The organism is Pseudomonas sp. P5_A12 (assembly GCF_056400685.1).
On the sequence record NZ_JBFUKU010000006.1, the window covers coordinates 42878 to 65636 of the forward strand.

Here is a 22759-nt window from a genome sequence, read left to right on the forward strand (position 1 = left end):
TGCTTACTGCACTGAGCGCTGACTTTCCTGACGCAGTTCCTGAACACCTTTCTGAGAATCCTTGAGCGTCTGTTCGGCTTTCATCGCCTGAGCCTTGCGTTCAGCAATGCGAGCGTCCCACTCGGCCTGTTCGGCCAGCATCCGGGCCTCGTCATATTTTTTGTCGTGCATGGCGATTTCGGCTTGTTTGAATTTGTCTTGCGCGGATTTCATCTCCACGGCCGCAAATTCGGTGCCGCCGGCGCTGACCGCGTCGTTGACGGCGGATTGGGTGACGGCGTATTGCTCGGTCGGTGGGTTTCCTGCGCAACCGGCCAGAATGAAACTGCTGCCGATGGCCAAGGCCGCCAGCTTCAGGCTGCGCAAGTGGGTGAATGAGGTGTTGGCAGTTCGGGTTTTCATGGTCTTCAACTCCATTGGAATAACTCCTGAAAAACTTGAATGTCCATCCTGGTCTGGAGCCGTAGCCGACATACTTGATGCGCGAAATGAAACGACCGTACCAGGCGTGGTTACTGGGTACGACCGGAGGCATTTTTCAAAAGTTCAGAGAAATTGACACTGCCCTGAAAAAAGCAGGCGAGGCTCTAAGGCGAGAACTTTGGCGGTGCGTGGCGGTATTCCCGAGCTTTTTAACGCTCGGGATTACGCGATTTTTGAAGGGTATTACAACCCCTGTGGGCGCGGTGGGATCAGTGTTTTTGCTTGTCGTTTCCGGCCGATAAATCGTGCAAATAACGCCGGGACAACGCGAGAAAACGCGGCGTGGGACCGACGTCTTCGTACAGCGGATCACCTTCTTCGTCAGTGGCCACGACGGTCGAGCCCTTCACATAGGGAAAGCTCTTTTCAAGCTCTTCCAGAGCAGCGCCGATCAGTTCGCCCAAAAGCTCTTCGGGTTGGCGTTTGGGGTACATTTCAGTAATGGCCGCCAGTCGTGCGGCGGCTTCCACGTCCAGATGAATCGTGTAGCCCGTCTGGGTCAGGCGACCCTTGGCGTTTTCTTCCCAATGCTGGGCAAGCTCGCGGATTTTCATAGTGACCTCAATGCGTTCCTGCTCGTAGCAGGCCATGTCAGTGACCGGCAGTGACCGGTGAAAGCCGTTGTGGGGCTTTCTCTTCAGACTAGCTTCTACGCGGTGGGTTTGAAGTCCCTTCGTCGTTTGCTTGTAAGAACGGCTTTACGGCGGCACTCTTGGGACTAAAGCATGATGTTCATGGCCGCTCGGATTTTTGCTGGAGAACTGCTGATGACCGATATTGATGCACGCTTGCGCGAAGACGTTCACCTGTTGGGTGAGCTATTGGGCAACACCATTCGTGAACAGTACGGGGACGGTTTTCTCGACAAGATCGAGCAAATCCGCAAGGGCGCCAAGGCCGACCGTCGCGGTTCGATGGACGCCGAACTGAGCGCCAGCCTAAACCAATTGAGCGAAGACGAGTTGCTGCCGGTGGCGCGGGCGTTCAACCAGTTTCTCAACCTGGCCAACATCGCCGAGCAATATCAGCTGATTCACCGCCGCGAAGCCTCGCAGCCCGCACCGTTCGAGGCACGCGTGTTGCCGGAACTGCTCGCTCGCTTGCGCACTGAAGGCCACAGCGCCGATGCCCTGGCCCGGCAATTGGGGCGGCTGGAGATTGAGCTGGTGCTGACCGCGCACCCGACCGAAGTCGCGCGCCGCACGCTGATCCAGAAGTACGACGCGATTGCCGCGCAATTGGCCGCACAAGACCACCGCGACCTTATCCCGGCCGAACGCGAGCAGATCCAGGCGAAATTGCAGCGCCTGATCGCCGAAGCCTGGCACACCGAAGAAATCCGCCGCACCCGTCCAACGCCGGTGGACGAAGCCAAGTGGGGATTCGCGGTGATCGAACACTCGCTGTGGCAGGCCATCCCCAGTTATCTGCGCAAGGCCGATAAAGCCCTGCATGACGCCACCGGCCTGCGCTTGCCACTGGAGGCCGCACCGATTCGTTTCGCCTCGTGGATGGGCGGCGACCGCGATGGCAATCCCAACGTGACCGCTAGCGTCACCCGTGAAGTGTTGCTGCTGGCGCGCTGGATGGCCGCCGATTTGTATGTGCGTGATGTCGATCAACTGGCGGCAGAGTTGTCGATGCAACAAGCCAGTGAGGCATTGAAAGCCAAGGCCGGGGACAGCGCTGAACCGTATCGCGCCGTGCTTAAACAGCTGCGCGAACGCCTGCGGGCGACGCGTAACTGGGCGCACGCGTCCTTGACCACCTCCACCCCGGCACCCGCCAATGTGCTGCAAAACAACCGCGACCTGCTGGATCCGCTGGAACTGTGCTACCACTCGTTGCATGAGTGTGGCATGGGCGTGATCGCCGACGGCCCATTGCTCGATTGCCTGCGTCGAGCAGTGACCTTCGGCCTGTTTCTGGTGCGCCTCGATGTGCGACAGGATTCGTCGCGGCATACCGCGGCCATGACCGAAATCACCGATTATCTGGGCCTCGGTCGCTACGAAGACTGGAGCGAGGACGAGCGCATCGCTTTCTTGATGCGCGAACAGAACAACCGTCGGCCGCTGCTGCCGGCGTACTTCAAACCGTCGGCGGACACCGCCGAAGTACTCGCAACCTGTCGGGAAATCGCTGCCGCGCCCGGCGCATCGCTCGGTTCGTATGTGATCTCCATGGCCGGTGCCGCCTCCGACGTGCTCGCCGTGCAACTGCTGCTCAAAGAGGCTGGCGTGCTGCGGCCAATGCGCGTGGTGCCGCTGTTCGAAACCCTGGCGGACCTTGATAACGCTGGCCCGGTGATCGAAAAACTGTTGCTGCTGCCAGGCTATCGATCGCGCTTGCAAGGCCCGCAGGAAGTGATGATCGGTTACTCCGACTCGGCCAAGGATGCCGGCACGACGGCGGCGGCCTGGGCGCAGTATCGGGCGCAGGAACGCTTGGTCGACATCTGCCGCGAGCAGCAAGTGGAACTGCTGTTGTTCCACGGTCGTGGCGGCACCGTGGGGCGTGGTGGCGGTCCGGCGCACGCGGCCATCTTGTCGCAGCCACCGGGTTCGGTGGCTGGGCGTTTCCGCACCACCGAGCAAGGGGAAATGATTCGTTTCAAATTCGGCCTGCCGGACATCGCCGAGCAAAACCTCAATCTGTACCTGGCCGCCGTGCTGGAAGCGACTCTGTTGCCACCGCCGCCACCGGAGCCGGCCTGGCGCCATTTGATGGACGAACTGGCCGCCGATGGTGTCGAGGCGTACCGCGCCGTGGTGCGTGAGAACCCGCAATTTGTCGAGTATTTCCGCCAGTCGACGCCGGAACAGGAACTGGGGCGCTTGCCGCTGGGCAGTCGCCCTGCCAAGCGTCGCGCCGGCGGGATCGAAAGCCTGCGCGCCATTCCGTGGATCTTCGGCTGGACCCAGACGCGCCTGATGTTGCCGGCCTGGTTGGGCTGGGAAGCCGCGTTGAGCAAGGCGCTGGAACGCGGTGAAGGCGAGTTGTTGGGACAGATGCGCGAGCAGTGGCCGTTCTTCCGCACCCGCATCGACATGCTGGAAATGGTCCTGGCCAAAGCGGACGCCGACATCGCCCGATCCTACGATGAGCGCCTGGTCGAGGCGGATTTGCTTCCTTTAGGTGTGCATTTACGCGACCTATTGTCGCAGGCGTGCGCCGTGGTCCTGGGGTTGACCGGGCAGTCGCAGCTACTGGCACATAGCCCAGACACCCTCGAATTCATCCGCTTGCGCAACACCTACCTCGACCCGCTTCATCTATTGCAGGCGGAGTTGCTGGCCCGTTCGCGACAACAGGACGTGGCGCAAGACAGCCCTGTAGAACAGGCGCTGCTGGTGTCTGTGGCGGGGATTGCCGCGGGTTTGCGAAATACCGGCTAAGGTTTTTTTCCGTGGGGCGAGGCACTCGGCGCAGGCGGCGAGTGCCTGTGGGCAGGGGGTTGAAAAGGTCGGTCAGGCGACAGTTAATGATGGGGTTGCGACTTGGGGCACTGCATCGACAGGTCACCTCAGGCGACAGTTTCTCCGACTTTCGGCGGCTTGTGTGGGCAGTAGCTGCTGTGTATCTTGATCAGCCTTTGGCCGTTTGGGCGGCCACGACCCTATTTTGAGATTGGCCCCACGAGGCGAATCTGACGTTATCCATATAAAAATTGAGGAGCACATCGATGCGCGTCATTCTGCTGGGAGCTCCCGGGGCCGGTAAAGGTACTCAGGCACAGTTCATCACCGAGAAATTCGGCATTCCGCAAATCTCCACCGGCGACATGTTGCGTGCAGCCGTCAAGGCCGGCACCGAGCTGGGCCTGATCGCCAAGAGCGTCATGGACAGCGGTGGCCTGGTATCCGATGACCTGATCATCAACCTGGTCAAGGAACGCATCAGCCAGGCGGATTGCGCCAACGGTTTCCTGTTCGACGGTTTCCCGCGCACCATTCCTCAGGCTGAAGCCTTGGTCAAGGCCGGCGTTGAGCTGGACCACGTGTTGGAAATCGACGTTAAAGACGAAGACATCGTCCAGCGTATCGCTGGCCGTCGTGTTCACGAGGCCAGCGGTCGCGTGTACCACATCGTCTACAACCCGCCGAAAATTGCCGGTAAAGACGACATCACCGGTGATGATCTGGTACAGCGCAAAGATGACACCGAAGAAACCGTGCGTCATCGCCTGTCGGTCTACCACGCCCAGACCGAGCCTCTGGTGAAGTTTTACCAGGAGCTGTCCGCCGCTCAAGGCAAACCGAAGTACAGCCACGTCGAAGGTGTTGGCTCGGTTGAAGAGATCACCGGCAAGGTGCTTGAAGCGCTGAGCTAAACAAACGCTTCATCTTCTACGGCCCGCTTGCGGGCCGTAGTTGTTTATACTGGCGCACTTTTTCTGACCTCTCTTACGGAAACATCGATGAGCACCTTGCTGGCCCTGGACACCGCGACTGAAGCTTGCTCCGTTGCCTTGCTGCATGAAGGCAAAGTCACGAGCCATTACGAGGTGATCCCGCGCCTGCATGCGCAGAAGCTGTTGCCGATGATTCAGCAATTGCTCGCCGATGCCGGGACCACCCTGCAAGCGGTCGATGCCATTGCTTTCGGCCGTGGGCCGGGCGCGTTTACCGGTGTGCGAATCGCCATCGGTGTGGTGCAAGGCTTGGCGTTTGCGCTGGATCGTCCGGTGTTACCGGTGTCGAACCTGGCGGTACTGGCGCAACGCGCGTATCGCGAACACGGCGTGAGCCAAGTGGCCGCCGCCATCGATGCGCGGATGGATGAAGTGTATTGGGGTTGCTATCGCGAGACGGCGGGGGAGATGCGCCTGGTTGGCAAAGAAGCCGTGTTGCCCCCGGAAGTGGCGGCATTGCCGGCGGACGCCAGCGGCGAGTGGTTCGGTGCGGGCACGGGTTGGGGGTATGCCGAGCGCATTGCCGTGAACCTGACCGGGCACGACGCGGGCATGTTGCCGCATGCCGAAGACCTGCTGACACTGGCGCGATTTGCCTGGGAACGCGGTGAGGCGATTGTCGCGGATGAGGCTCAGCCGGTTTACTTGCGCGATAAAGTGGCGACGCCTAAGGCTCGTTGATTTCTCACTACCGAGTTGGTCCTATCGCGGGCAAGCCACGCTCCCATAGGATTTATGTGGTTCACAAGATCTGCGGCTGGCTCAAAAACTGTGGGAGCGTGGCTTGCCCGCGAAGGCGATCTACCCAGCGCAGCCAATCGTCGATTTATACCCTCGGCTTTTAATCCTTTTCCCATTTCTGTGTTCTAGTTATCACTGAGCGGTTTGCGAAGTGGGTCGTGCGCCACTAGACTGCCATCATTGATACCGGACATGTACTCATGCGTATAGACGGCGTTTCCTCTCAGTCCTATCCCATCAAGCGCAAGCCTCGCAAAGGCCCTGTGGTGGAAGATGACTACGTCGATATCGACGGTGAGCTGGAAATTCCTTCCGAAGAGCAAATGGCTGCCCGTGCTGCCAAAGCCTCTGCCCAGCGCCTGAGCAACCTCCCGGCCCGTCAGCAGGACATGATCTACCAGCGCGCCATGAGCAAAAGCGTCGCAACGGCACTCGCCAGCTACCTGAGCACGGCCAGTTTTGTCGATTGGGATACGGATGTGCTGGGCCTTGACCTGTACATCTGATGCGCCTGCCTTACTACCTCGGTTGCCCGTCCTGGAGTGAAAACGCCTGGCGCGATTATCTCTATCCGCCCGACGCGAAACCCGCCGAATTTTTAAATCTCTATACCCAAGTATTCAACGCCGTAGAAGGCAATACGACCTTCTACGCGAGCCCGGCTGCCGCCACGGTGCAGCGTTGGGCCAAGGCCATGCCCGAACACTTTCGTTTCACCGCCAAGTTCCCCGGAGACATCAGCCACGGCGGTGACCTGCGCGAGCACCTGACTGCCGCCGATACCTTTGTGCAATTGCTCAGCCCCTTGGGTGAGCGGGTTTCGCCGTTGTGGCTGCAATTGTCGAAAAGCTTCACGCCGCATCGATTGCCCGAACTGGCTGCTTTCATTGATGCGCTGGAGCGACCGCTGGCCGTCGAGGTGCGCCACGATGCGTTCTTCGCCAAGGGTGATGCCGAGCGAATGCTCAATCGTCTGCTGCTGGATCGCGGTGTCGAGCGCATCTGCCTCGATCCGCGCGCACTGTTCAGTTGCACGTCGACCGATCCGTCGGTGCTCCATGCCCAATCGAAAAAACCCAAAGTGCCGCCGCGCCCGGCAGCGTTCACTCAGTTCCCGCAAGTGCGTTTTATCGGCCATCCCCAACTGGAAGCCAACGATCCGTTTCTGCTGCCGTGGGTCGAGAAAATCGCCGCGTGGATCGAAGAGGGCCGCACGCCCTACATCTTCCTGCACACCGCCGACAACTTGCTGGCCGCCAAACTGGCGCAACGTTTTCATGCACAACTGATGCTGCGTTTGCCTGGCCTGCCGCCGCTGCCTGAGCTATACAGAGAACCCGCAGCGGAGCAACTTGGCCTGCTCTGAAGCGGATGTGTTCCCTTTTTCAGGAGCCTGCCAATGGATGCGCAAACCCTTCGAGCCCAGGCGTTCAAAGCACTGCACGAACGCGCTGGCGCATTTGTTATTCCCAACCCGTGGGACGCTGGCTCGGCGAAGATGCTCGCCAGCCTGGGGTTCGAGGCGCTGGCGACCACCAGCGCCGGTTATGCCTTTTCCAACGCACGCCCCGACGGCGCGATGACCCTGGACGAAACATTGGCGAATGTTCGGGCGATTGTCGCGGCGACGAATCTGCCGGTGGCGGTGGATCTGGAAAACGGTTTTGCCGACGACCCTGCCGAGTGCGCCCAGAGCATTTTGCGCGCGGCGGAGGCTGGTGCTGTCGGCGGCTCGATCGAAGATGCCACGGGCCGTGAGGCGACGCCGATCTACTGCTTCGAACATGCCGTGGCACGCATTGAAGCGGCGGTGGCGGTGGCGCGCAGCTTGCCGTTCCCCTTCATGCTGACCGCACGGGCCGAGAACTATCTGCACGGCAATCCCGATCTCGCCGACACCATTCGCCGCTTGCAGGCATTTGCCGAGGCCGGTGCCGATGTGCTTTACGCGCCGGGGCTGCGCAATGCTGAAGAGGTGTTGGCGGTGGTCCGTGCGGTGACGCCCAAACCGGTCAATGTGTTGATGTCTGGCGGGCTCAAGCTCACGGTCGAGCAATTGAGCGAAATGGGCGTCAAACGCATCAGCGTCGGTTCGGCACTGGCCCTGGCGGCGTATGGCGAGTTTTACCGCGCGGCCGAAGAGATCAAGACTTCGGGCACCTTCGGGTTTACCTCGCGGTCCATGCCGTACGCGAAGACTAACCAATTGTTCAAAGGCTGAGGGTTACGCGGCGAAACGCAGGTTTTGCAGAACGATCGGGCGCGCCCAGCCGTTATCGAAGTCGAGTTGTTTCTGTTGTTCCACCAGCTCTTCGGGGGAGAACGGCGGGAAGGGTTTGTCCAACAGGTCCATTTCGAATTCGGCGATCGGCAGGTGCAGCGCACGCGGTTGCGGCGCCGGACCGGCTTCTGGCAGCAGTTGGCCGGCAGTGAGCACGAAAGGGCGGACCCAGCCGCTTTCGAAGTCCTGTTGTTTTTGCTGAGCGACGATTTCTTCCGCCGGGAACGGTGGGGCCGGTTTGTCGGCCAGGTCCAATTCGAACTCGGCAATCGGCAAAAACAGCGGCTCGGGCGGGCGAACCACGGTTTCGGTCACGTTGCATTCGCGCTGGGAGACGATGTGCGCCAGCAGCTCGCTGCCAACCGTCGGTTCGACCGGGCTCTCGAGATCAACTGGTGGAAACTTGAGCGACTCTGGTACCCCATCACCCGGCTGATCGGCCAGCGCCCGGGCAAAAAAATCTTGCCACAGGTGACTGACACCGCCCAGCGCCTGGGTGTTTCGCAGGTTGTAATCGCCGTAGGGCGAGATAAAACCTGTGATTGTGGTTTGAAAGTCTGACATTTTTCTCGGTCGACGCTCAGCTCTGGCAAAATGCCTATCAGTTTTGTTATCGGCCGTTTTTGCCGATCATTAATTTTTTGAGCGTGTTTTCCGATGATTGATCAACCGGCGGTTTGCCGCATCCATGTCGAGGCCCTGGGCACGACCTTTCAGCCACAAGCCGAGCAATGGGCCGAGCGCCTGGGCTTGCCGTTGCAGGTGGATGACGGTGAGTTTGCCTTGCAGGTCGGCGAGCAGGGTTTGCAGCTACAACAGCTCGGGGCGGATGCGCCGGGGCCGGTGCGAGTGGACTTCGTCGAAGGCGGGGCGGCGCATCGTCGGTTGTTCGGTGGCGGCACGGGGCAGATGATCGCCAAGGCCGTTGGCATCGCGCAGGGCGTGCGTCCGCGTGTTCTGGATGCCACGGCGGGGCTGGGCAAGGATGCGTTCGTGCTGGCGAGCCTGGGCTGCGAGATGAGCCTGATCGAGCGTCAGCCGCTGATCGGCGCCTTGCTTGAGGATGGCCTGGCGCGCGGCGCGGAAGATTTTGACGTGGCGCCGATCGTGGCGCGGATGAAATTACTCAAGGGCAACTCAATCGAGGTGATGCGCAATTGGGAAGGCGAGCCGCCGCAGGTGATCTATCTCGACCCGATGTTTCCTCATCGTGAGAAAACCGCGTTGGTGAAAAAGGAAATGCGCCTGTTCCGGCCGTTGGTGGGCGATGATCCGGATGCACCGGCGTTGCTGGAAGCCGCGTTGGCGTTGGCCAGCCACAGGGTGGTGGTCAAGCGCCCGCGTAAGGCGCCGTGTATTGCCGGGCCCAAGCCGAGTCATGCGCTGGATGGCAAATCCAGCCGCTATGACATTTACCCCAAGAAAGCACTCAAGCCCTGACTCGACGCTGATCGTGCTGATCGTTCCCACGCTCTGCGTGGGAATGCAGCCCGGGACGCTCCGCGTCCCTTCAAAGCCGAACGCGGAGCGTCCGTTGAGGCATTCCCACGCGGACGGTTCGACGCCTCGACGTGGGAACGATCCTGTCAGGCTGTCTCTGGCCGATAAGCCCGCATAAACAACCCCACCACTTCCCGCACATGCTCCTCGGCCGCATCCCCGGTCACTGGCTCGCCGCAGCCATACAGCAAACGAAAATTCCCCGCGCCCTTGAGCAGGCAAAAGAAATGTTCGGCCGCATTGCGCGGTTTATCGATGCTCAGCACACCGCTTTGATCCACCTTGGCCAGCAACCGCTCCATGCCATGCAGCATGCGTTGCGGCCCGGCCTCGAAGAAGATCAGCGAGAGTTTCGGGTCCTGGCTGCCCAGGGTGATCATCAGACGGTGCAGGTTCACTGATTCATCGCTGTTAATCAGTTGATGAAAGCCATGCGCGATGTTCAGCAGCACCGTTTCTACCGCAACGCCGTCGGGCAGTTCGAAAAACAGCGGTGGCAGTTGCTCCTCGCATTTGGCGACAACGGCGGCGGAGAACAGGGTCTCCTTGTCGTTGAAGTGGCTGTAGACGGTCAGTTTCGACACGCCAGCCTCAGCCGCCACCGCGTCCATGCTGGTGTTGGCGTAACCATTGCTCAAAAACAGAATTTTCGCCGCATCGAGGATGGCCTGGCGCTTGGCCAGATCCTTGGGGCGGCCCGGACCATTGGGTGCTGAATGATTGTTCGACATTCTTCGCTTTAATACTGGACTGGTGAGTTTGCTATTAATACCATACTGGTCAGTATAATTATTCCAAGCACCATTAGCGAAAGGTCGTTCACCATGTTCCGCTATGCCTTGCACCTCGCGTTGCCAGCCAGTCTGGCGGTTTTATTGACTGCGTGTGGTCACGAAGAGGCGCCTCAAGTCACCATTCGTCCGGCCATGGTGGTGCAGCCAGAGCCTTCGGCGCAGGCGATGGAAAGCTATCCCGGGGAAGTGCGGGCCCGTTACGAGCCAGACCTGGCGTTTCGCATTGGCGGCAAAGTCAGCCGACGACTGGTCGAAGAAGGGCAGCGGGTCAAGGCTGACCAGCCTCTGGCCGAGCTCGATCCACAAGACGTGCGCCTGCAACTGGAAGCCACCCGCGCCCAGGTCGCCGCCGCCGAGGCCAACCTGAGCCTGGTCCGCGCCGAGCGGGATCGCTACAAGACCCTGATGGACCGGCAGATGGTCAGCCGTTCGCAGTACGACAACACCGAAAACCTTTACCGATCCGGTGAAGCACGCCTCAAGCAAATCAAAGCCGAATTCAATGTCTCGACCAATCAGGCGAGCTACGCAGTGCTGCGCGCGCCTCAGGATGGCGTGGTGGCCAAGCGGGCCGTGGAGGTCGGGCAAGTGGTGGCCGCCGGGCAAACCGTGTTTGTCATCGCCACCGATGGTGAACGTGAAGTGTTGATCAGCCTCCCGGAACAAAGCTTTGGCCGCTTCAAGATCGGCCAGCCGGTGTCGGTAGAACTCTGGACCCAGCCTGATCAGCGCTTCGCCGGACGCATTCGTGAACTGTCGCCCGCCGCCGATCCGAAGTCGCGCACCTTCGCCGCCCGTATCGCGTTCACCGCCGGCAAAGTCCCGGCGGAACTCGGCCAAAGCGCCCGGGTGTTCATCCAGACCGCAGAAACCATCGCTCTGTCGGTGCCTTTATCGGCCGTCACGGCGGAAAACGGTGCGACCTACGTTTGGGTGCTAGGCGCCCACAATACCCTGAAAAAAGCTCCGGTCCGCATCGGCGCGTTCGGCGAGAAAACCGTGCCGGTGCTCGAAGGCCTGAACGCCAGCGACTGGGTCGTGGCCGCTGGTGTCCATGTGCTGCATGACGGGCAGCAAGTGCGTCCGGTGGATCGCGCCAACCGCGTGGTCAAACTGGCGGACAAGGAGTAATTCCCGATGGGTTTCAATCTTTCCGAATGGGCGTTGCGTAATCGCCAGATCGTACTGTTCCTGATGCTCCTGCTGGCCGTTGTCGGTGCACTTTCCTACACCAAACTCGGCCAAAGCGAAGACCCGCCGTTTACCTTCAAGGCGATGGTAATTCGAACCAACTGGCCGGGTGCCACGGCTCAGGAAGTGTCGCGCCAGGTCACCGAGCGCATCGAAAAGAAACTGATGGAAACCGGCGAGTACGAACGCATCGTCTCGTTTTCCCGTCCGGGTGAGTCCCAGGTAACGTTCATCGCGCGCGATGCCATGCATTCGGTGGACATTCCCGAGCTCTGGTATCAGGTCCGCAAGAAGGTCAACGACATCCGTCACACCTTGCCGCCGGGTATCCAGGGGCCGTTTTTCAACGATGAATTCGGCACCACTTTCGGCAACATCTATGCCCTGACCGGCGACGGTTTTGATTACGCGGTGTTGAAGGACTACGCCGACCGCATCCAGATCCAGCTGCAACGGGTCAAGGATGTGGGCAAGGTCGACCTGCTCGGGTTACAGGACGAGAAGATCTGGATCGAACTATCCAACGTCAAACTCGCCACCCTTGGTCTGCCGTTGGCCGCCGTGCAGCAAGCGCTTGAAGAGCAGAACGCAGTGTCGACGGCCGGGTTCTTCGAAACCACCAGCGAGCGATTGCAGCTACGGGTCTCGGGGAATTTTCAGACCGTCGACGAGATCCAGAACTTCCCGATCCGCGTCGGTGATCGCACTTTCCGCATTTCCGATGTGGCTGACGTTCGCCGTGGTTTCAACGATCCTCCCGCGCCGCGCATGCGCTTCATGGGCGAAAACGCGATCGGTCTGGCCGTCGCAATGAAGGGCGGCGGCGACATTCTGGTGCTGGGCAAGGCGCTGGAAATCGAGTTCGACCGCATCCAGAACAACCTCCCGGTCGGCATGCAACTGCGTAAGGTATCGGACCAGCCGGCCGCGGTGAAAACCGGGGTCGGCGAGTTCGTACAGGTGCTGGTAGAGGCCCTGGCGATTGTGTTGCTGGTGAGCTTTTTCTCACTTGGCGTACGCACCGGCATGGTGGTGGCGCTGGCGATTCCGCTGGTGTTGGCGATGACCTTTGCCAGCATGTATTACCTGGGGATCGGCCTGCACAAGATTTCCCTCGGTGCGCTGGTGCTGGCGCTGGGCTTGCTGGTGGACGACGCGATCATCGCCGTGGAAATGATGGCGATCAAAATGGAGCAGGGTTTCGACCGGGTCAAGGCAGCGAGTTACGCCTGGACCAGCACGGCGTTCCCGATGCTTACCGGTACGCTGATCACGGCCGCCGGGTTCCTGCCGATTGCCACCGCGCAATCGAGCACCGGCGAATACACCCGTTCGATTTTCCAGGTGGTGACCATCGCGTTGCTGGCCTCGTGGGTGGCGGCGGTGGTTTTTGTGCCCTATCTGGGGGAAAAACTCCTGCCGGATCTGGCGAAGATTCATGCCGCCAAACATGGTACGGGTCAGCCCGATCCTTACGGCACACCGTTCTATCAACGTGTCAGACGTCTGGTGGAGTGGTGCGTGCGGCGACGCAAAACCGTGATCGTGCTGACGATCATGATGTTTATTGCCTCGGTGGCGCTGTTCCGCTTCGTACCGCAGCAATTCTTTCCGGCGTCGGGTCGACTGGAGTTGATGATTGATTTGAAACTGGCCGAAGGCGCGTCCCTGAGCAACACCGCCGATGAAGTGAAACGCCTTGAAAGCCTGTTGAAGGATCACGCCGGTATCGACAATTACGTGGCCTACGTCGGCACCGGTTCTCCGCGTTTTTACCTGCCGCTGGATCAGCAACTGCCGGCGGCGAGCTTCGCGCAGGTGGTGGTGCTGGCCAAATCCATCGAGGATCGCGAAGCCCTGCGCACCTGGCTGATCGAAGCCCTCAACGAACAATTCCCGGCCCTGCGTGGGCGGGTTACGCGTCTTGAAAACGGGCCGCCAGTGGGTTATCCGGTGCAGTTCCGGGTGACCGGTGAGCATATCGACGAAGTCCGCGCACTGGCCCGTAAAGTGGCGGCCAAGGTGCGCGAGAATCCGCACGTGGTGAATGTGCACCTGGACTGGGAAGAGCCGAGCAAAGTGGTGTACCTGAACATCGATCAGGACCGCGCCCGAGCACTTGGCGTGAGCACGGCGAACCTGTCGAAGTTCCTGCAAAGCTCGCTGACCGGTTCCAGCGTCAGTCAGTATCGCGAAGACAACGAGTTGATCGAGATCCTGTTACGCGGCACCGTGCACGAGCGCACCGAACTGTCGTTGCTGCCGAGCCTGGCCGTGCCGACCGACAACGGCCGCAGCGTTGCACTGTCACAGATTGCGACGCTGGAATATGGCTTCGAGGAAGGCATCATCTGGCACCGTAATCGCCTGCCGAACGTGACCATCCGCGCCGACATCTATGGCAAGGAACAACCGGCAACCCTGGTGAAACAGATCATGCCGACGCTCGATCCGATTCGCGCCGAATTGCCGGACGGTTACTTGCTGGACGTCGGCGGCACGGTCGAAGATTCCGCCCGCGGACAGAATTCGGTGAAGGCCGGTGTGCCGCTGTTCATCGTGGTGGTGTTGACGTTACTGATGCTGCAGTTGCGCAGTTTTTCCCGCACGGTGATGGTGTTCCTCACCGCGCCGCTGGGGCTAATCGGCGTCACGTTGTTCCTGATCGTGTTCCGTCAGCCGTTCGGTTTTGTTGCGATGCTCGGGACCATCGCGTTGTCCGGGATGATCATGCGTAACTCGGTGATCCTGGTGGACCAGATCGAGCAGGACATCGCGGCAGGCCTCAAGCCGTGGCAGGCGATTATCGAGGCCACAGTGCGCCGTTTCCGCCCGATTGTACTGACCGCGCTGGCGGCGGTGCTGGCGATGATCCCATTGTCACGCAGCGTGTTCTTCGGGCCGATGGCGGTGGCGATCATGGGCGGGCTGATCGTGGCGACAGCGCTGACGTTGCTGTTCTTGCCGGCGCTGTATGCGGCGTGGTTCAGGGTGAAGAAAGAGCCGGTCTGACTTCCTACATGTATTTCAGATCCCTCTGATATTGAGTCAGAGGGGCCTGAATGTTGTACTCAAGACTCAGTTTCACGAGTTTTTGAGACAGTAGTCATGAAGAAGCCGCCAGCTTTAACGGGGAGGACCGATCCGGTCTTCGACCTGTTGATGAAATCGCCCCACAAGGAACGCCTCCCGGACTACCTGGCCCTGCTGAAGCCTTTGGATGATCAGGGGCGTTACCTTCCTTTCGATGAGTTGCGCTACCGCTGGGCGCCGGGGCTGGATTCCAGGTTGTGCTGGGCCTTGGTCAAAAAAGCCCGGACAGCGCATTACTCCTGCCTTCTCCCCTTGGGCGAGCCGGTCCTGTGGGGCAACTTCGTGCTGACGCCGTTGGCGCAGAAAGCCATTTCCGCGGTCGATCGGCAAGCCACCACCGCCGCGCTGGAATACATGACCAGCCAGATCGGTGAGCGCGCGCATTTCAGTTATCTGCTCAATGACCTGATCGAAGACGAAGCCATCAGCAGCAGCCAACTCGAAGGCGCTGCAACCACTACGCGGGTGGCCAAGGACATGCTCAAGCGTCATCGCCTGCCGCGAACGCCCGATGAGCGGATGGTCATTGGTAACTACCGAATGATGAACTTTGCCTGGGAGCAGCGTTATGAACCACTGAGCGTGGAGCTCATCACCGCGATGCATCGTGTGGGTGTCCAGGGCATTGAAGACGCGCAGTATTCGCCGGGGGAGTTGCGTGGCAACGATGATGTGGTGGTGCAGGACGGTGAGGGCAATACCGTGCATATACCGCCGCCTGCTGCCGGGTTGGTGTCCCGATTGGCGCTGCTGTCGAAGTGGATCAATCAGTCCCATAACGATATCAACCGTGGGGACTACCTCCATCCACTGGTCAAAGGTATCGCCCTGCATTTTGCTTTGGGTTACGAGCATCCTTTCCGCGATGGCAATGGTCGTGTCGCTCGGGCCCTGTTTTATTGGTTTATGTTTAAAAATGACTATTCGGCGTTTCGCTATATTGCGATCAGTGTTTTGCTGCGCAACGCGCCGGTGAAATACGGGCGGTCGTATTTGAATACCGAGGCCGATGAACTGGACCTGACTTACTTCATCGATTTCCAGTGTTCGGTGATCCTGCGGGCTGTCGGTGGTTTTACCGAGGTCTATCGGAACAGACTGGCCCAGGCCGCGTCTGCGACCTCATCCGTTATGGAAGCCATTTAAATGAAAAAGCCCGCTGAACCTGTAAAGGGCAGCGGGCTTTTTTTCGCGTGATGGCCGCTAAAAACTACAACGTCCCAAACACCTTCTTCGCCAAACTGGTTGCCGCCGCTGCAGGGTTCTGGCGGAGGGTTTCTTCCTGTTTGCCGATCATCTCGAACAAACCGTTCAAGGCCTGCTCGGTGACGTAGTTTTCGACGTTGGCGTTCTTGGCATCCAGCACACCCAAGGTCGCCGCCTGACCGGCGAAAGTGTTGTATTGCTTGGCCAGGCCGACCTGGTCGGTGGCTTGTTTCACAATCGGCAGGAACTTCGCACGGATCTGTTCGCGGCTGGTTTTGTTCAGGTATTGAGTGGCCGAGTCGTTGCCGCCGCTGAGGATGCCCTTGGCATCGTCCACGCTCATCTTCTTCACCGCGTCCACGAGGATCGGCTGGGCTTGGGTCACGGCGATTTCAGCCGCTTTGTTCATGCTGGTTTCCAGTTCGTCGACCTGACTACCCATGCCGAACTGCTTCATTTTGCTGGCGACCTTGCCGAGCTTGCCCGGCAAACCGATCTTCACGTCCGGGTTGTTGCTGAAGCCACCCGGCGTGCCGAGTTGTTTGACCGCCAATTGTGCACCTTGGGTCAGGGCATCCTTGAGTCCGCCGGTGGCATCTGTTTGCGACAGGTCGCTGAGCGTCAGCGCCAGCGCGCTGGCTGAGATCATCAGGCCTGCGCAGAGGCCGGCGAAGCGAAGGGTAGGGCGGAGCATGGCAACTTCCTTGTTCGGAAAGAGGAGATTAGTGAAACGCTGGCGACAATCTAACGGATTTTTGCAGCAGTTTCGCCCGTGTATTGTTGATGAACGCTATTTTCAGACTTTGCTGAAGGGTTGCAATACAACGGACCCGGGACTGACCGCGATTGAATTACGGTATTCATTCTCAGTGGCCGTCAGGGTATAGCGTTTACCGGGCACAACAGTGTCTGGGTCGTATTCCAGATAAAACGCCTCTGCCATTTCTTCACTGATATGCACTTGAGTCAGTTGGACTGCCGCATTGTCGTGCTCATGGGCAACAATGGTCACCGCGTGCTCGGGTTCTACCGCTTGAGGTTCTTGCGCCTGAATATAAAGACGACCGATAGGGCTAAGGTGCAGGGTTTGGCGATGCGGTGCACGGTGGACTATGACGAAGTAGTCCAGGTCAATCAGCAGTGGAACGCCATTGTGGGTCATGTTGATTGTCACGTGGTACTTAACGCTTACATCGGAATAATTGTGTGGAAATGAAAAGTTCCAGCGCCCGCTGCGCAACACCGGTTCTCGGGATTGTGCGACTTTTACTGGCGTAGAAGAGTTTGCAGTTTGAACACTTATGTACGTTTCACCTTCGCCATTGCTGGGGGGTAGAAAGTCTTCTGGCAAACTAAAAGTGAGGGTGATGTAGCGGTTGCTATCTTCTAATGAGTTCATCGCGATATCCGTATCGGGATTAGTTGTGGGCGGCTATTAATCCATAATTGATCGACGATAAGAACATCCTTGTTCTAAAAGTCATTGTCAGAACGTTACAGGCTCTCCAACTTGGCCTGATCCGCCGCATCTTCACTGCGATGCAATGCCACCTGACGGATCGACAAGCGGATCTCCGCCGGCAACACCCGTTTGGCCGCACCTTCGGCCAGTTCGCCGAGCAATTCGTGATAGCTCAACTTGCCGGCTTCGTCGCGCTTGAGCACGTCGAGGTCCAGCATGGTCTGGATGAAGTGACGGAACAGGCTCTTGTCGAAGAATTCCGGGGCATTCAGGCCATGGAGGATCGACAGGCGCTGGGCCATGACCGTGCACAAGTCTTCCAGCTCTTCGGCGCTTATGCTGTTCTGGCCGCTGTTGAGCAGTAAAGAAACGGTCATGTAGAAGCGCTGCAACGTCTGGGCGATGCTCTTCGACAGCAAGGTCAGCAGCACGAAATGCCGCGAGCTTGGCGCCGGACGCAGGTACACATTGTTTTCGAAACGCAGCAGGCCTTGCTCGACGAACGCTTCCAGCCATTGGTCGATCACCGCGTCCAATTCATCCATGGACCAGCGAATGAACAGTTCCGATTGCAGGTACGGGTACAGCGCGCGGGTGTAGCGCAGGATCTGTTCGCGGTTCATGCGCGAAGCGCTCTGGAAGAAACTCGCCAGCAGCGCCGGCAACGCAAAGATGTGCAGGACGTTATTGCGGTAGTAGGTCATCAGGACGGCGTTTTGCTCGTCCAGATACAAAATTTTGCCCAGGGCATCGCTCTGCTCGGACAGCAGATCCATGTCCTTCACATGATTGATCAGCGCGCGGCCGTCACCTTCCGGCAGCGTGGTGTGCGGCGAATACGGAACTTTGCGCAACAGCGCCAGATACAAGTCGAGCACTCGCGCCATGGCGCGATCGTCCAGCGCCAGGCGGCTGGTGGAGAGCAACGCCAGGGCCACCAGGTTCACCGGGTTGATCGCTGCCGCTTCGTTCAGATGCTGCGCGACTTTCTCGCCCAGGCGGTTAGTCGTTTCGTTGAGCCAGGCCGGTTTGAATTGCGGGCCGAGTTCCTGTTGGCGCCAGTCCGGCTGTTCGCTGTCGAGGAATTCCGCCAGTTTGATCGGCTCGCCGAAGTTCACCGCCACCTGGCCGAAGCGCTGCTTTAGCGCGCCGATGACTTTGAAGATATCGAAAATCGATTCTTTCTTTTTGGTCGCGCCACGCAGTTCGCCGAGGTAGGTCCGGCCTTCGAGCACTCGCTCGTAACCGATGTACACCGGCACAAATACGATGGGCATGCGCGACGAGCGCAGGAAGCTGCGCAGGGTAATCGCGAGCATCCCGGTTTTTGGTTGCAGCATGCGCCCGGTACGCGAACGACCGCCCTCGACGAAGTACTCGACCGGGAAGCCTTTGGTGAACAGGATGTGCAGGTATTCGTTGAACACCGAGGTGTACAGCGGGTTACCCTTGAAGGTGCGGCGCATGAAAAACGCACCACCCCTGCGTAGCAGGCTGCCGATCACCGGCATGTTGAGGTTGATCCCGGCGGCAACGTGCGGCGGGGTCAAGCCATTGCGGAACAGCAGATACGATAGCAGCAAATAATCGATGTGGCTGCGATGGCACGGCACGTAGATCACTTCGTGACCCTGGGCGACCTTTTGCACGCCTTCGATGTGGTTGACCTTGATGCCGTCGTAGATCTTGTTCCAGAACCAGCTCAGCACCACTTCCAGAAAACGGATCGCGGTGTAGGTGTAGTCGGAGGCGATCTCGTTGCCGTAGCGCAGGGCCTGGGTCTTGGCTTTTTCCGGGGAAATATTCTCGCGCTCGGCTTCGTCGAGGATCGCTTGCTTGACCAGCGGCTGATTGAGCAGGCCTTTCACCAGATTACGGCGGTGGGAAATGTCCGGGCCGATAACGGCGGCTTTGAGGTTGCGGAAGTGCACCCGCAGGATCCGCTGTACCATGCGCACGGTGCGCTCGTGGCCTTTGTTTTGATCGATCAGCTCACGCAGGTGGATCGGCGCGGAGAACTGCACGCGGGTCTTGCGCCCCAGCACGATGATGCTCAGCAAGCGACGCAGACGCCCGGTGACGGCCCAGCTGTCGGCGAAGAGCAATTTCCACGGGCTCGATTCGCTGTCCGGCGACTGACCCCAGAACACGCTGACCGGAATGATCTGCGCGTCTTCGGCGGCATTCTGGCTCAAGGCACTGACCAGTCGGGTCAGGGTTGGCGGTGCGCCGCGCTTGTCCTGGCGGCCGAGCCAGTCGGGTTCTGGAGTCAGGTAGAAGAATGCTGCGGGTTCCACCAGATTGCCCACTGAAACCGGCAGCACCGGGCGAGGCAGGCCAGCGTTGCTGCATTCGGTGTCGACCACGGCAAGGTCGGTCAGCGAAGGGCTTTGCAGGACGTAAAACACCGGGCGACTGCGGTCGAGGTCAAGGGTGAACGACGACTGGTTGATCGTTTCCGAGCGAACCCAGAGATACAACAGTCGGCGCAAGGTGCCAAACACAAGACGGCGGAACGGGGAGCGGGTCATACGGCTTCTGCGTGAGTGAGTAAAATCGAGCATTTGCTCGGGGGGCTGACAGTGTGCCGGATTCATCGAAAATCGGCAAAAAAGCGCGTAAGTAAACCCTTTTGAGAGTTTTAGCGCCTGACATATACTCGGCAAGCCCGCAGTAGCCAGACAGTGGCACCTATCAGCGCAAGCAATGTTCCCGAGGCTTTCCTGCGAAAAGCCCGATCAATAATAAAAAAGGAGTATGAAGAGATGGCAACACGTGAAACCGGCAATGTGAAGTGGTTCAACGACGCCAAGGGCTACGGTTTTATTCAACGCGAGGACGGAGTGGACGTGTTCGTGCACTACCGCGCGATTCGCGGCGAAGGGCACCGTTCGCTGGCTGAAGGGCAGCAGGTTGAATATGCCGTGGTGACGGGCGAGAAGGGATTGCAGGCTGAGGATGTGGTGGGGCTGTAAACGCAACCCTTCAAATCACACAACACCCCTGTGGGAGCGTGGCTTGCCATCCAACAATGATGTGACTGACAAACCGCAATCGCGGGCAAGCCCGCTCCCACAGGACGTGTTAAGCAGTTTTCCAGGTGATTTCTTCTTCACCATCCGCGCTGATGCGCATCCAGCGATCCGCTGTTTCTTCACCTTCTTCCTCGACCCACGTACCCGGCGCGCAACGCACTTCGACGTTCAGCGCGGCAAAGGCTGCGCGGGCGCAGGCGATGTCGTCTTCCCATGGGGTCTGGTCGCTGTCCAGGAACAGACTGTTCCATTTGCCCACGGCCTTGGGTAGCCAGGTGACCGGCACGTTGCCGGCCTTGCACTTGTAGGTCTGACCTTTCTGAACCCAGTCGGTGCATGGGCCCAAAGCAGTGCCGAGCCAGGCCGCGATGGCCTTGTAGTCGACGTCGGCGTCTTTCAGGTAAATCTCGATATCGGGTTGGCGCATGGATGTCCTCACTGCGGGTCTGAAAAATCCATTCGCGGATTTAGCCGGCCTCAAGCCGTTGCTCAAGACCAAAAAATTAAAAGTTTATTGAAGAACGAAGTAATCGTAGCGCATCGAAACGGTGACCTCGAACGGCTCGGTCTGTTCGATGACTGCCGCCCGGCGCTCAGCACTGGCACGCCAGCCATGGGGTGTCATGGCCAACAAGTTCGCGCGGTCTTGACCACTTTCCAGGATCAGTTTGAATTCCAGGGTTTCACTGTGTGCCAACGCCATGCCTTCCGGCACGAGCGCCAGATGCTTGTCGTCAGTGTATTCACGCACTTCGTCGTACAGCCGCTCGCGCAATTCCATCAGATGGCCGCTGGTCGGCCCGACTTTCATCAAGCCGCCACCGGGGCTGAGCAGGCGTTTGGCCTCTTCCCAATCCAGCGGGCTGAAGACGCTGGCGAGAAACTGACAACTGCCCGAGGCCAACGGCACCCGCGCCATGCTGGCGATCAACCAGGTCAGTTGCGGGTTGCGTTTGCAGGCGCGTTTGACCGCTTCCCGGGAAATGTCCAACGCGTAACCGTCAGCGTTCGGCAAAGCCTCGGCGATTTGCGCGGTGTAGTAACCCTCGCCACAGCCGATGTCGAGCCAGCGATGCGGCGCGTATTGCGCCGCCAGTTCGGCCAGACGCTTGGCCACCGGTGCGTAATGGCCGGCGTTCAAGAAGTCGCGACGGGCTTCGACCATGGCCAGGTTATCCCCAGGGTCGCGGCTGTTTTTGTGCTGCACCGGCAACAGGTTCAGATAACCCTGGCGCGCGCGGTCGAACCGATGCCCGGCGGGGCAAGCCACGCCGTTGTCCACCGCGTTCAGCGGTTCACTGCAGATCGGGCAGGCGAGCATCAGGCGAGCAACTTGATCAGGGTCTGGTAGTAAATTTCGGTCAGCACGTCGAGGTCAGCGGCCAGTACGCGCTCGTTGACCTGGTGGATCGTCGCGTTGACCGGGCCCAGTTCAACCACTTGCGTGCCCATGGTCGCGATGAAGCGACCGTCGGAGGTGCCGCCGCTGGTGGATGCCTTGGTTTCACGACCGGTGACGTCCTTGATGCTCGACGCGACCGCGTCCAGCAACGCACCCGGCTCGGTGAGGAACGGCAGACCGGACAGCGCCCAGTCGATATGCCAGTCCAGGCCATGCTTGTCGAGAATGTCGGCGACACGCTTTTGCAGGCCTTCAACGGTGGACTCGGTGGAGAAACGGAAGTTGAACACCGCTACCAGGTCACCCGGAATCACGTTGGTCGCGCCGGTGCCGGAATTGACGTTGGAGATCTGGAAACTGGTCGGTGGGAAGAAATCGTTGCCATGGTCCCAATGCTCGGCGGCCAGTTCGGCCAAGGCCGGGGCGGCGAGGTGGATCGGGTTCTTGGCGAGGTGCGGATAGGCCACGTGGCCCTGTACACCGCGAACGGTGAGTTTGGCGCCGAGGGAGCCACGACGGCCATTCTTGACCACGTCACCCACCAGCGTGGTGCTCGACGGCTCGCCGACGATGCACCAGTCCAGACGTTCCTTGCGCGCGGCGAGGCGTTCAACCACAGCCTTGGTGCCATGGTGCGCCGGACCTTCTTCGTCGCTGGTGATCAGGAAAGCGACCTTGCCCTTGTGATCCGGGTAGTCGGCGACAAAGCGCTCGGCGGCCACGGTCATGGATGCCAGGCTGCCTTTCATGTCCGCCGCGCCTCGGCCGCAGAGCATGCCGTGTTCGTCGATCAGCGCGTTGAACGGGTCGATCTGCCAGGCAGTCACCGGGCCGGTCGGTACCACGTCGGTGTGGCCGGCGAAGCACAGCACCGGGCCGTCGTGTTTACCGTGGGTCGCCCAGAAGTTATCCACATCTTCGATGCGCATCGGTTCCAGCATGAAACCGGCATCGCCCAGGCGCTGCATCATCTGCTTCTGGCAATCGGCGTCGACCGGCGTCACGGACGGACGGCGGATCAGGTCGATGGCGAGTTGAAGGGTCGGCGAAAGGTCGGCGTGGGCCGTCATGGAAAACTCCGGAAAACTTGAAATTGGGCAATAGCCAATGTGGGAGCGAGCCTGCTCGCGAATGCGGTGTGTCAGTCAACATAAACG

Annotated in this window: 21 protein-coding genes; 11 read left to right on the forward strand and 10 right to left on the reverse strand. The window is 59.6% G+C overall.

What is annotated here, in order from left to right; translation table 11 throughout:
* Positions 1-3: 3 nt before the first annotated feature.
* Positions 4-417, reverse strand: coding sequence for a DUF4398 domain-containing protein (locus AC1DSG_RS01935; protein ID WP_477789338.1), 414 nt, complete (start codon positions 415-417; stop codon positions 4-6).
* Positions 418-692: 275 nt separating this feature from the next.
* Positions 693-1037: a pilin assembly protein gene (locus AC1DSG_RS01940; protein WP_477789339.1), complete on the reverse strand. Its 345-nt coding sequence runs from the start codon at positions 1035-1037 to the stop codon at positions 693-695.
* A gap of 213 nt (positions 1038-1250) precedes the next feature.
* On the opposite strand from AC1DSG_RS01940, the gene ppc reads away from it, so the two are divergent.
* From ppc to AC1DSG_RS01970, 6 genes are all read left to right on the forward strand, one after another.
* A complete protein-coding gene (gene ppc / locus AC1DSG_RS01945) occupies positions 1251-3881 on the forward strand; it encodes a phosphoenolpyruvate carboxylase (RefSeq protein ID WP_477789340.1) in 2631 nt (876 codons plus the stop codon).
* Between the two features lie 287 nt (positions 3882-4168).
* Entirely contained in the window at positions 4169-4816 is a 648-nt protein-coding gene (gene adk / locus AC1DSG_RS01950) for an adenylate kinase (protein ID WP_007948316.1), read from the forward strand.
* 87 nt (positions 4817-4903) lie between these two features.
* Entirely contained in the window at positions 4904-5578 is a 675-nt protein-coding gene (gene tsaB, locus AC1DSG_RS01955; protein ID WP_477789341.1) for a tRNA (adenosine(37)-N6)-threonylcarbamoyltransferase complex dimerization subunit type 1 TsaB, read from the forward strand.
* A gap of 260 nt (positions 5579-5838) precedes the next feature.
* Positions 5839-6144 (forward strand): hypothetical protein, encoded by a 306-nt coding sequence (locus tag AC1DSG_RS01960; protein ID WP_477789342.1) that lies wholly within the window; start codon positions 5839-5841, stop codon positions 6142-6144.
* Entirely contained in the window at positions 6144-7004 is an 861-nt protein-coding gene (locus AC1DSG_RS01965; protein WP_477789343.1) for a DUF72 domain-containing protein, read from the forward strand. Before AC1DSG_RS01960 ends, AC1DSG_RS01965 begins: the two co-directional genes overlap by 1 nt.
* Before the next feature lie 33 nt (positions 7005-7037).
* A complete protein-coding gene (locus AC1DSG_RS01970) occupies positions 7038-7859 on the forward strand; it encodes an isocitrate lyase/PEP mutase family protein (protein WP_477789344.1) in 822 nt (273 codons plus the stop codon).
* A gap of 3 nt (positions 7860-7862) precedes the next feature.
* On the opposite strand, the gene AC1DSG_RS01975 is transcribed toward AC1DSG_RS01970, so the two are convergent.
* Positions 7863-8483, reverse strand: a complete 621-nt coding sequence (locus AC1DSG_RS01975) for an energy transducer TonB (RefSeq protein WP_477789345.1) — start codon at positions 8481-8483, stop codon at positions 7863-7865.
* 93 nt (positions 8484-8576) lie between these two features.
* On the opposite strand from AC1DSG_RS01975, the gene AC1DSG_RS01980 reads away from it, so the two are divergent.
* Positions 8577-9359: a class I SAM-dependent methyltransferase gene (locus AC1DSG_RS01980; RefSeq protein WP_007948324.1), complete on the forward strand. Its 783-nt coding sequence runs from the start codon at positions 8577-8579 to the stop codon at positions 9357-9359.
* 146 nt (positions 9360-9505) lie between these two features.
* Here AC1DSG_RS01980 and AC1DSG_RS01985 read toward each other — a convergent pair whose 3' ends face one another.
* Positions 9506-10150 carry a TetR/AcrR family transcriptional regulator gene (locus AC1DSG_RS01985; RefSeq protein ID WP_477789346.1) on the reverse strand — a complete coding sequence of 215 codons (645 nt, stop codon included), beginning with the start codon at positions 10148-10150 and terminating at the stop codon, positions 9506-9508.
* A gap of 93 nt (positions 10151-10243) precedes the next feature.
* Between AC1DSG_RS01985 and AC1DSG_RS01990 the strand changes: the two genes are divergently transcribed.
* From AC1DSG_RS01990 to AC1DSG_RS02000, 3 genes are all read left to right on the forward strand, one after another.
* On the forward strand, positions 10244-11344 hold the full coding sequence (locus AC1DSG_RS01990; protein ID WP_477789347.1) for an efflux RND transporter periplasmic adaptor subunit: 1101 nt from the start codon (positions 10244-10246) through the stop codon (positions 11342-11344).
* Positions 11345-11350: 6 nt separating this feature from the next.
* A complete protein-coding gene (locus AC1DSG_RS01995; protein WP_477789348.1) occupies positions 11351-14416 on the forward strand; it encodes an efflux RND transporter permease subunit in 3066 nt (1021 codons plus the stop codon).
* A 96-nt stretch (positions 14417-14512) separates the two neighbouring features.
* Entirely contained in the window at positions 14513-15643 is a 1131-nt protein-coding gene (locus tag AC1DSG_RS02000) for a Fic family protein (RefSeq protein WP_477789349.1), read from the forward strand.
* Positions 15644-15707: 64 nt separating this feature from the next.
* On the opposite strand, the gene AC1DSG_RS02005 is transcribed toward AC1DSG_RS02000, so the two are convergent.
* From AC1DSG_RS02005 to plsB, 3 genes are all read right to left on the reverse strand, one after another.
* Entirely contained in the window at positions 15708-16397 is a 690-nt protein-coding gene (locus AC1DSG_RS02005; RefSeq protein WP_477789350.1) for a DUF4197 domain-containing protein, read from the reverse strand.
* Between the two features lie 102 nt (positions 16398-16499).
* Positions 16500-17102: a hypothetical protein gene (locus tag AC1DSG_RS02010; protein WP_477789351.1), complete on the reverse strand. Its 603-nt coding sequence runs from the start codon at positions 17100-17102 to the stop codon at positions 16500-16502.
* Positions 17103-17197: 95 nt separating this feature from the next.
* Positions 17198-19696, reverse strand: a complete 2499-nt coding sequence (gene plsB, locus AC1DSG_RS02015; RefSeq protein ID WP_477789352.1) for a glycerol-3-phosphate 1-O-acyltransferase PlsB — start codon at positions 19694-19696, stop codon at positions 17198-17200.
* Positions 19697-19930: 234 nt separating this feature from the next.
* Here plsB and AC1DSG_RS02020 point away from each other — a divergent pair, with 234 nt between their 5' ends.
* Positions 19931-20140 (forward strand): cold-shock protein, encoded by a 210-nt coding sequence (locus tag AC1DSG_RS02020; RefSeq protein WP_010462862.1) that lies wholly within the window; start codon positions 19931-19933, stop codon positions 20138-20140.
* 109 nt (positions 20141-20249) lie between these two features.
* On the opposite strand, the gene AC1DSG_RS02025 is transcribed toward AC1DSG_RS02020, so the two are convergent.
* The 3 genes from AC1DSG_RS02025 to dapE all read right to left on the reverse strand — a co-directional run bounded on the left by AC1DSG_RS02025 (position 20250) and on the right by dapE (position 22672).
* A complete protein-coding gene (locus tag AC1DSG_RS02025; RefSeq protein WP_007947690.1) occupies positions 20250-20627 on the reverse strand; it encodes a hypothetical protein in 378 nt (125 codons plus the stop codon).
* An 84-nt stretch (positions 20628-20711) separates the two neighbouring features.
* The gene (locus AC1DSG_RS02030; RefSeq protein WP_477789353.1) at positions 20712-21521 is read right to left on the reverse strand and encodes a putative RNA methyltransferase; all 810 of its coding nucleotides are present in this window, start codon (positions 21519-21521) and stop codon (positions 20712-20714) included.
* Positions 21521-22672 (reverse strand): succinyl-diaminopimelate desuccinylase, encoded by a 1152-nt coding sequence (gene dapE / locus AC1DSG_RS02035; protein WP_477789354.1) that lies wholly within the window; start codon positions 22670-22672, stop codon positions 21521-21523. The genes AC1DSG_RS02030 and dapE overlap by 1 nt, the downstream gene beginning before the upstream one ends.
* Between the last annotated feature and the right edge of the window lie 87 nt (positions 22673-22759).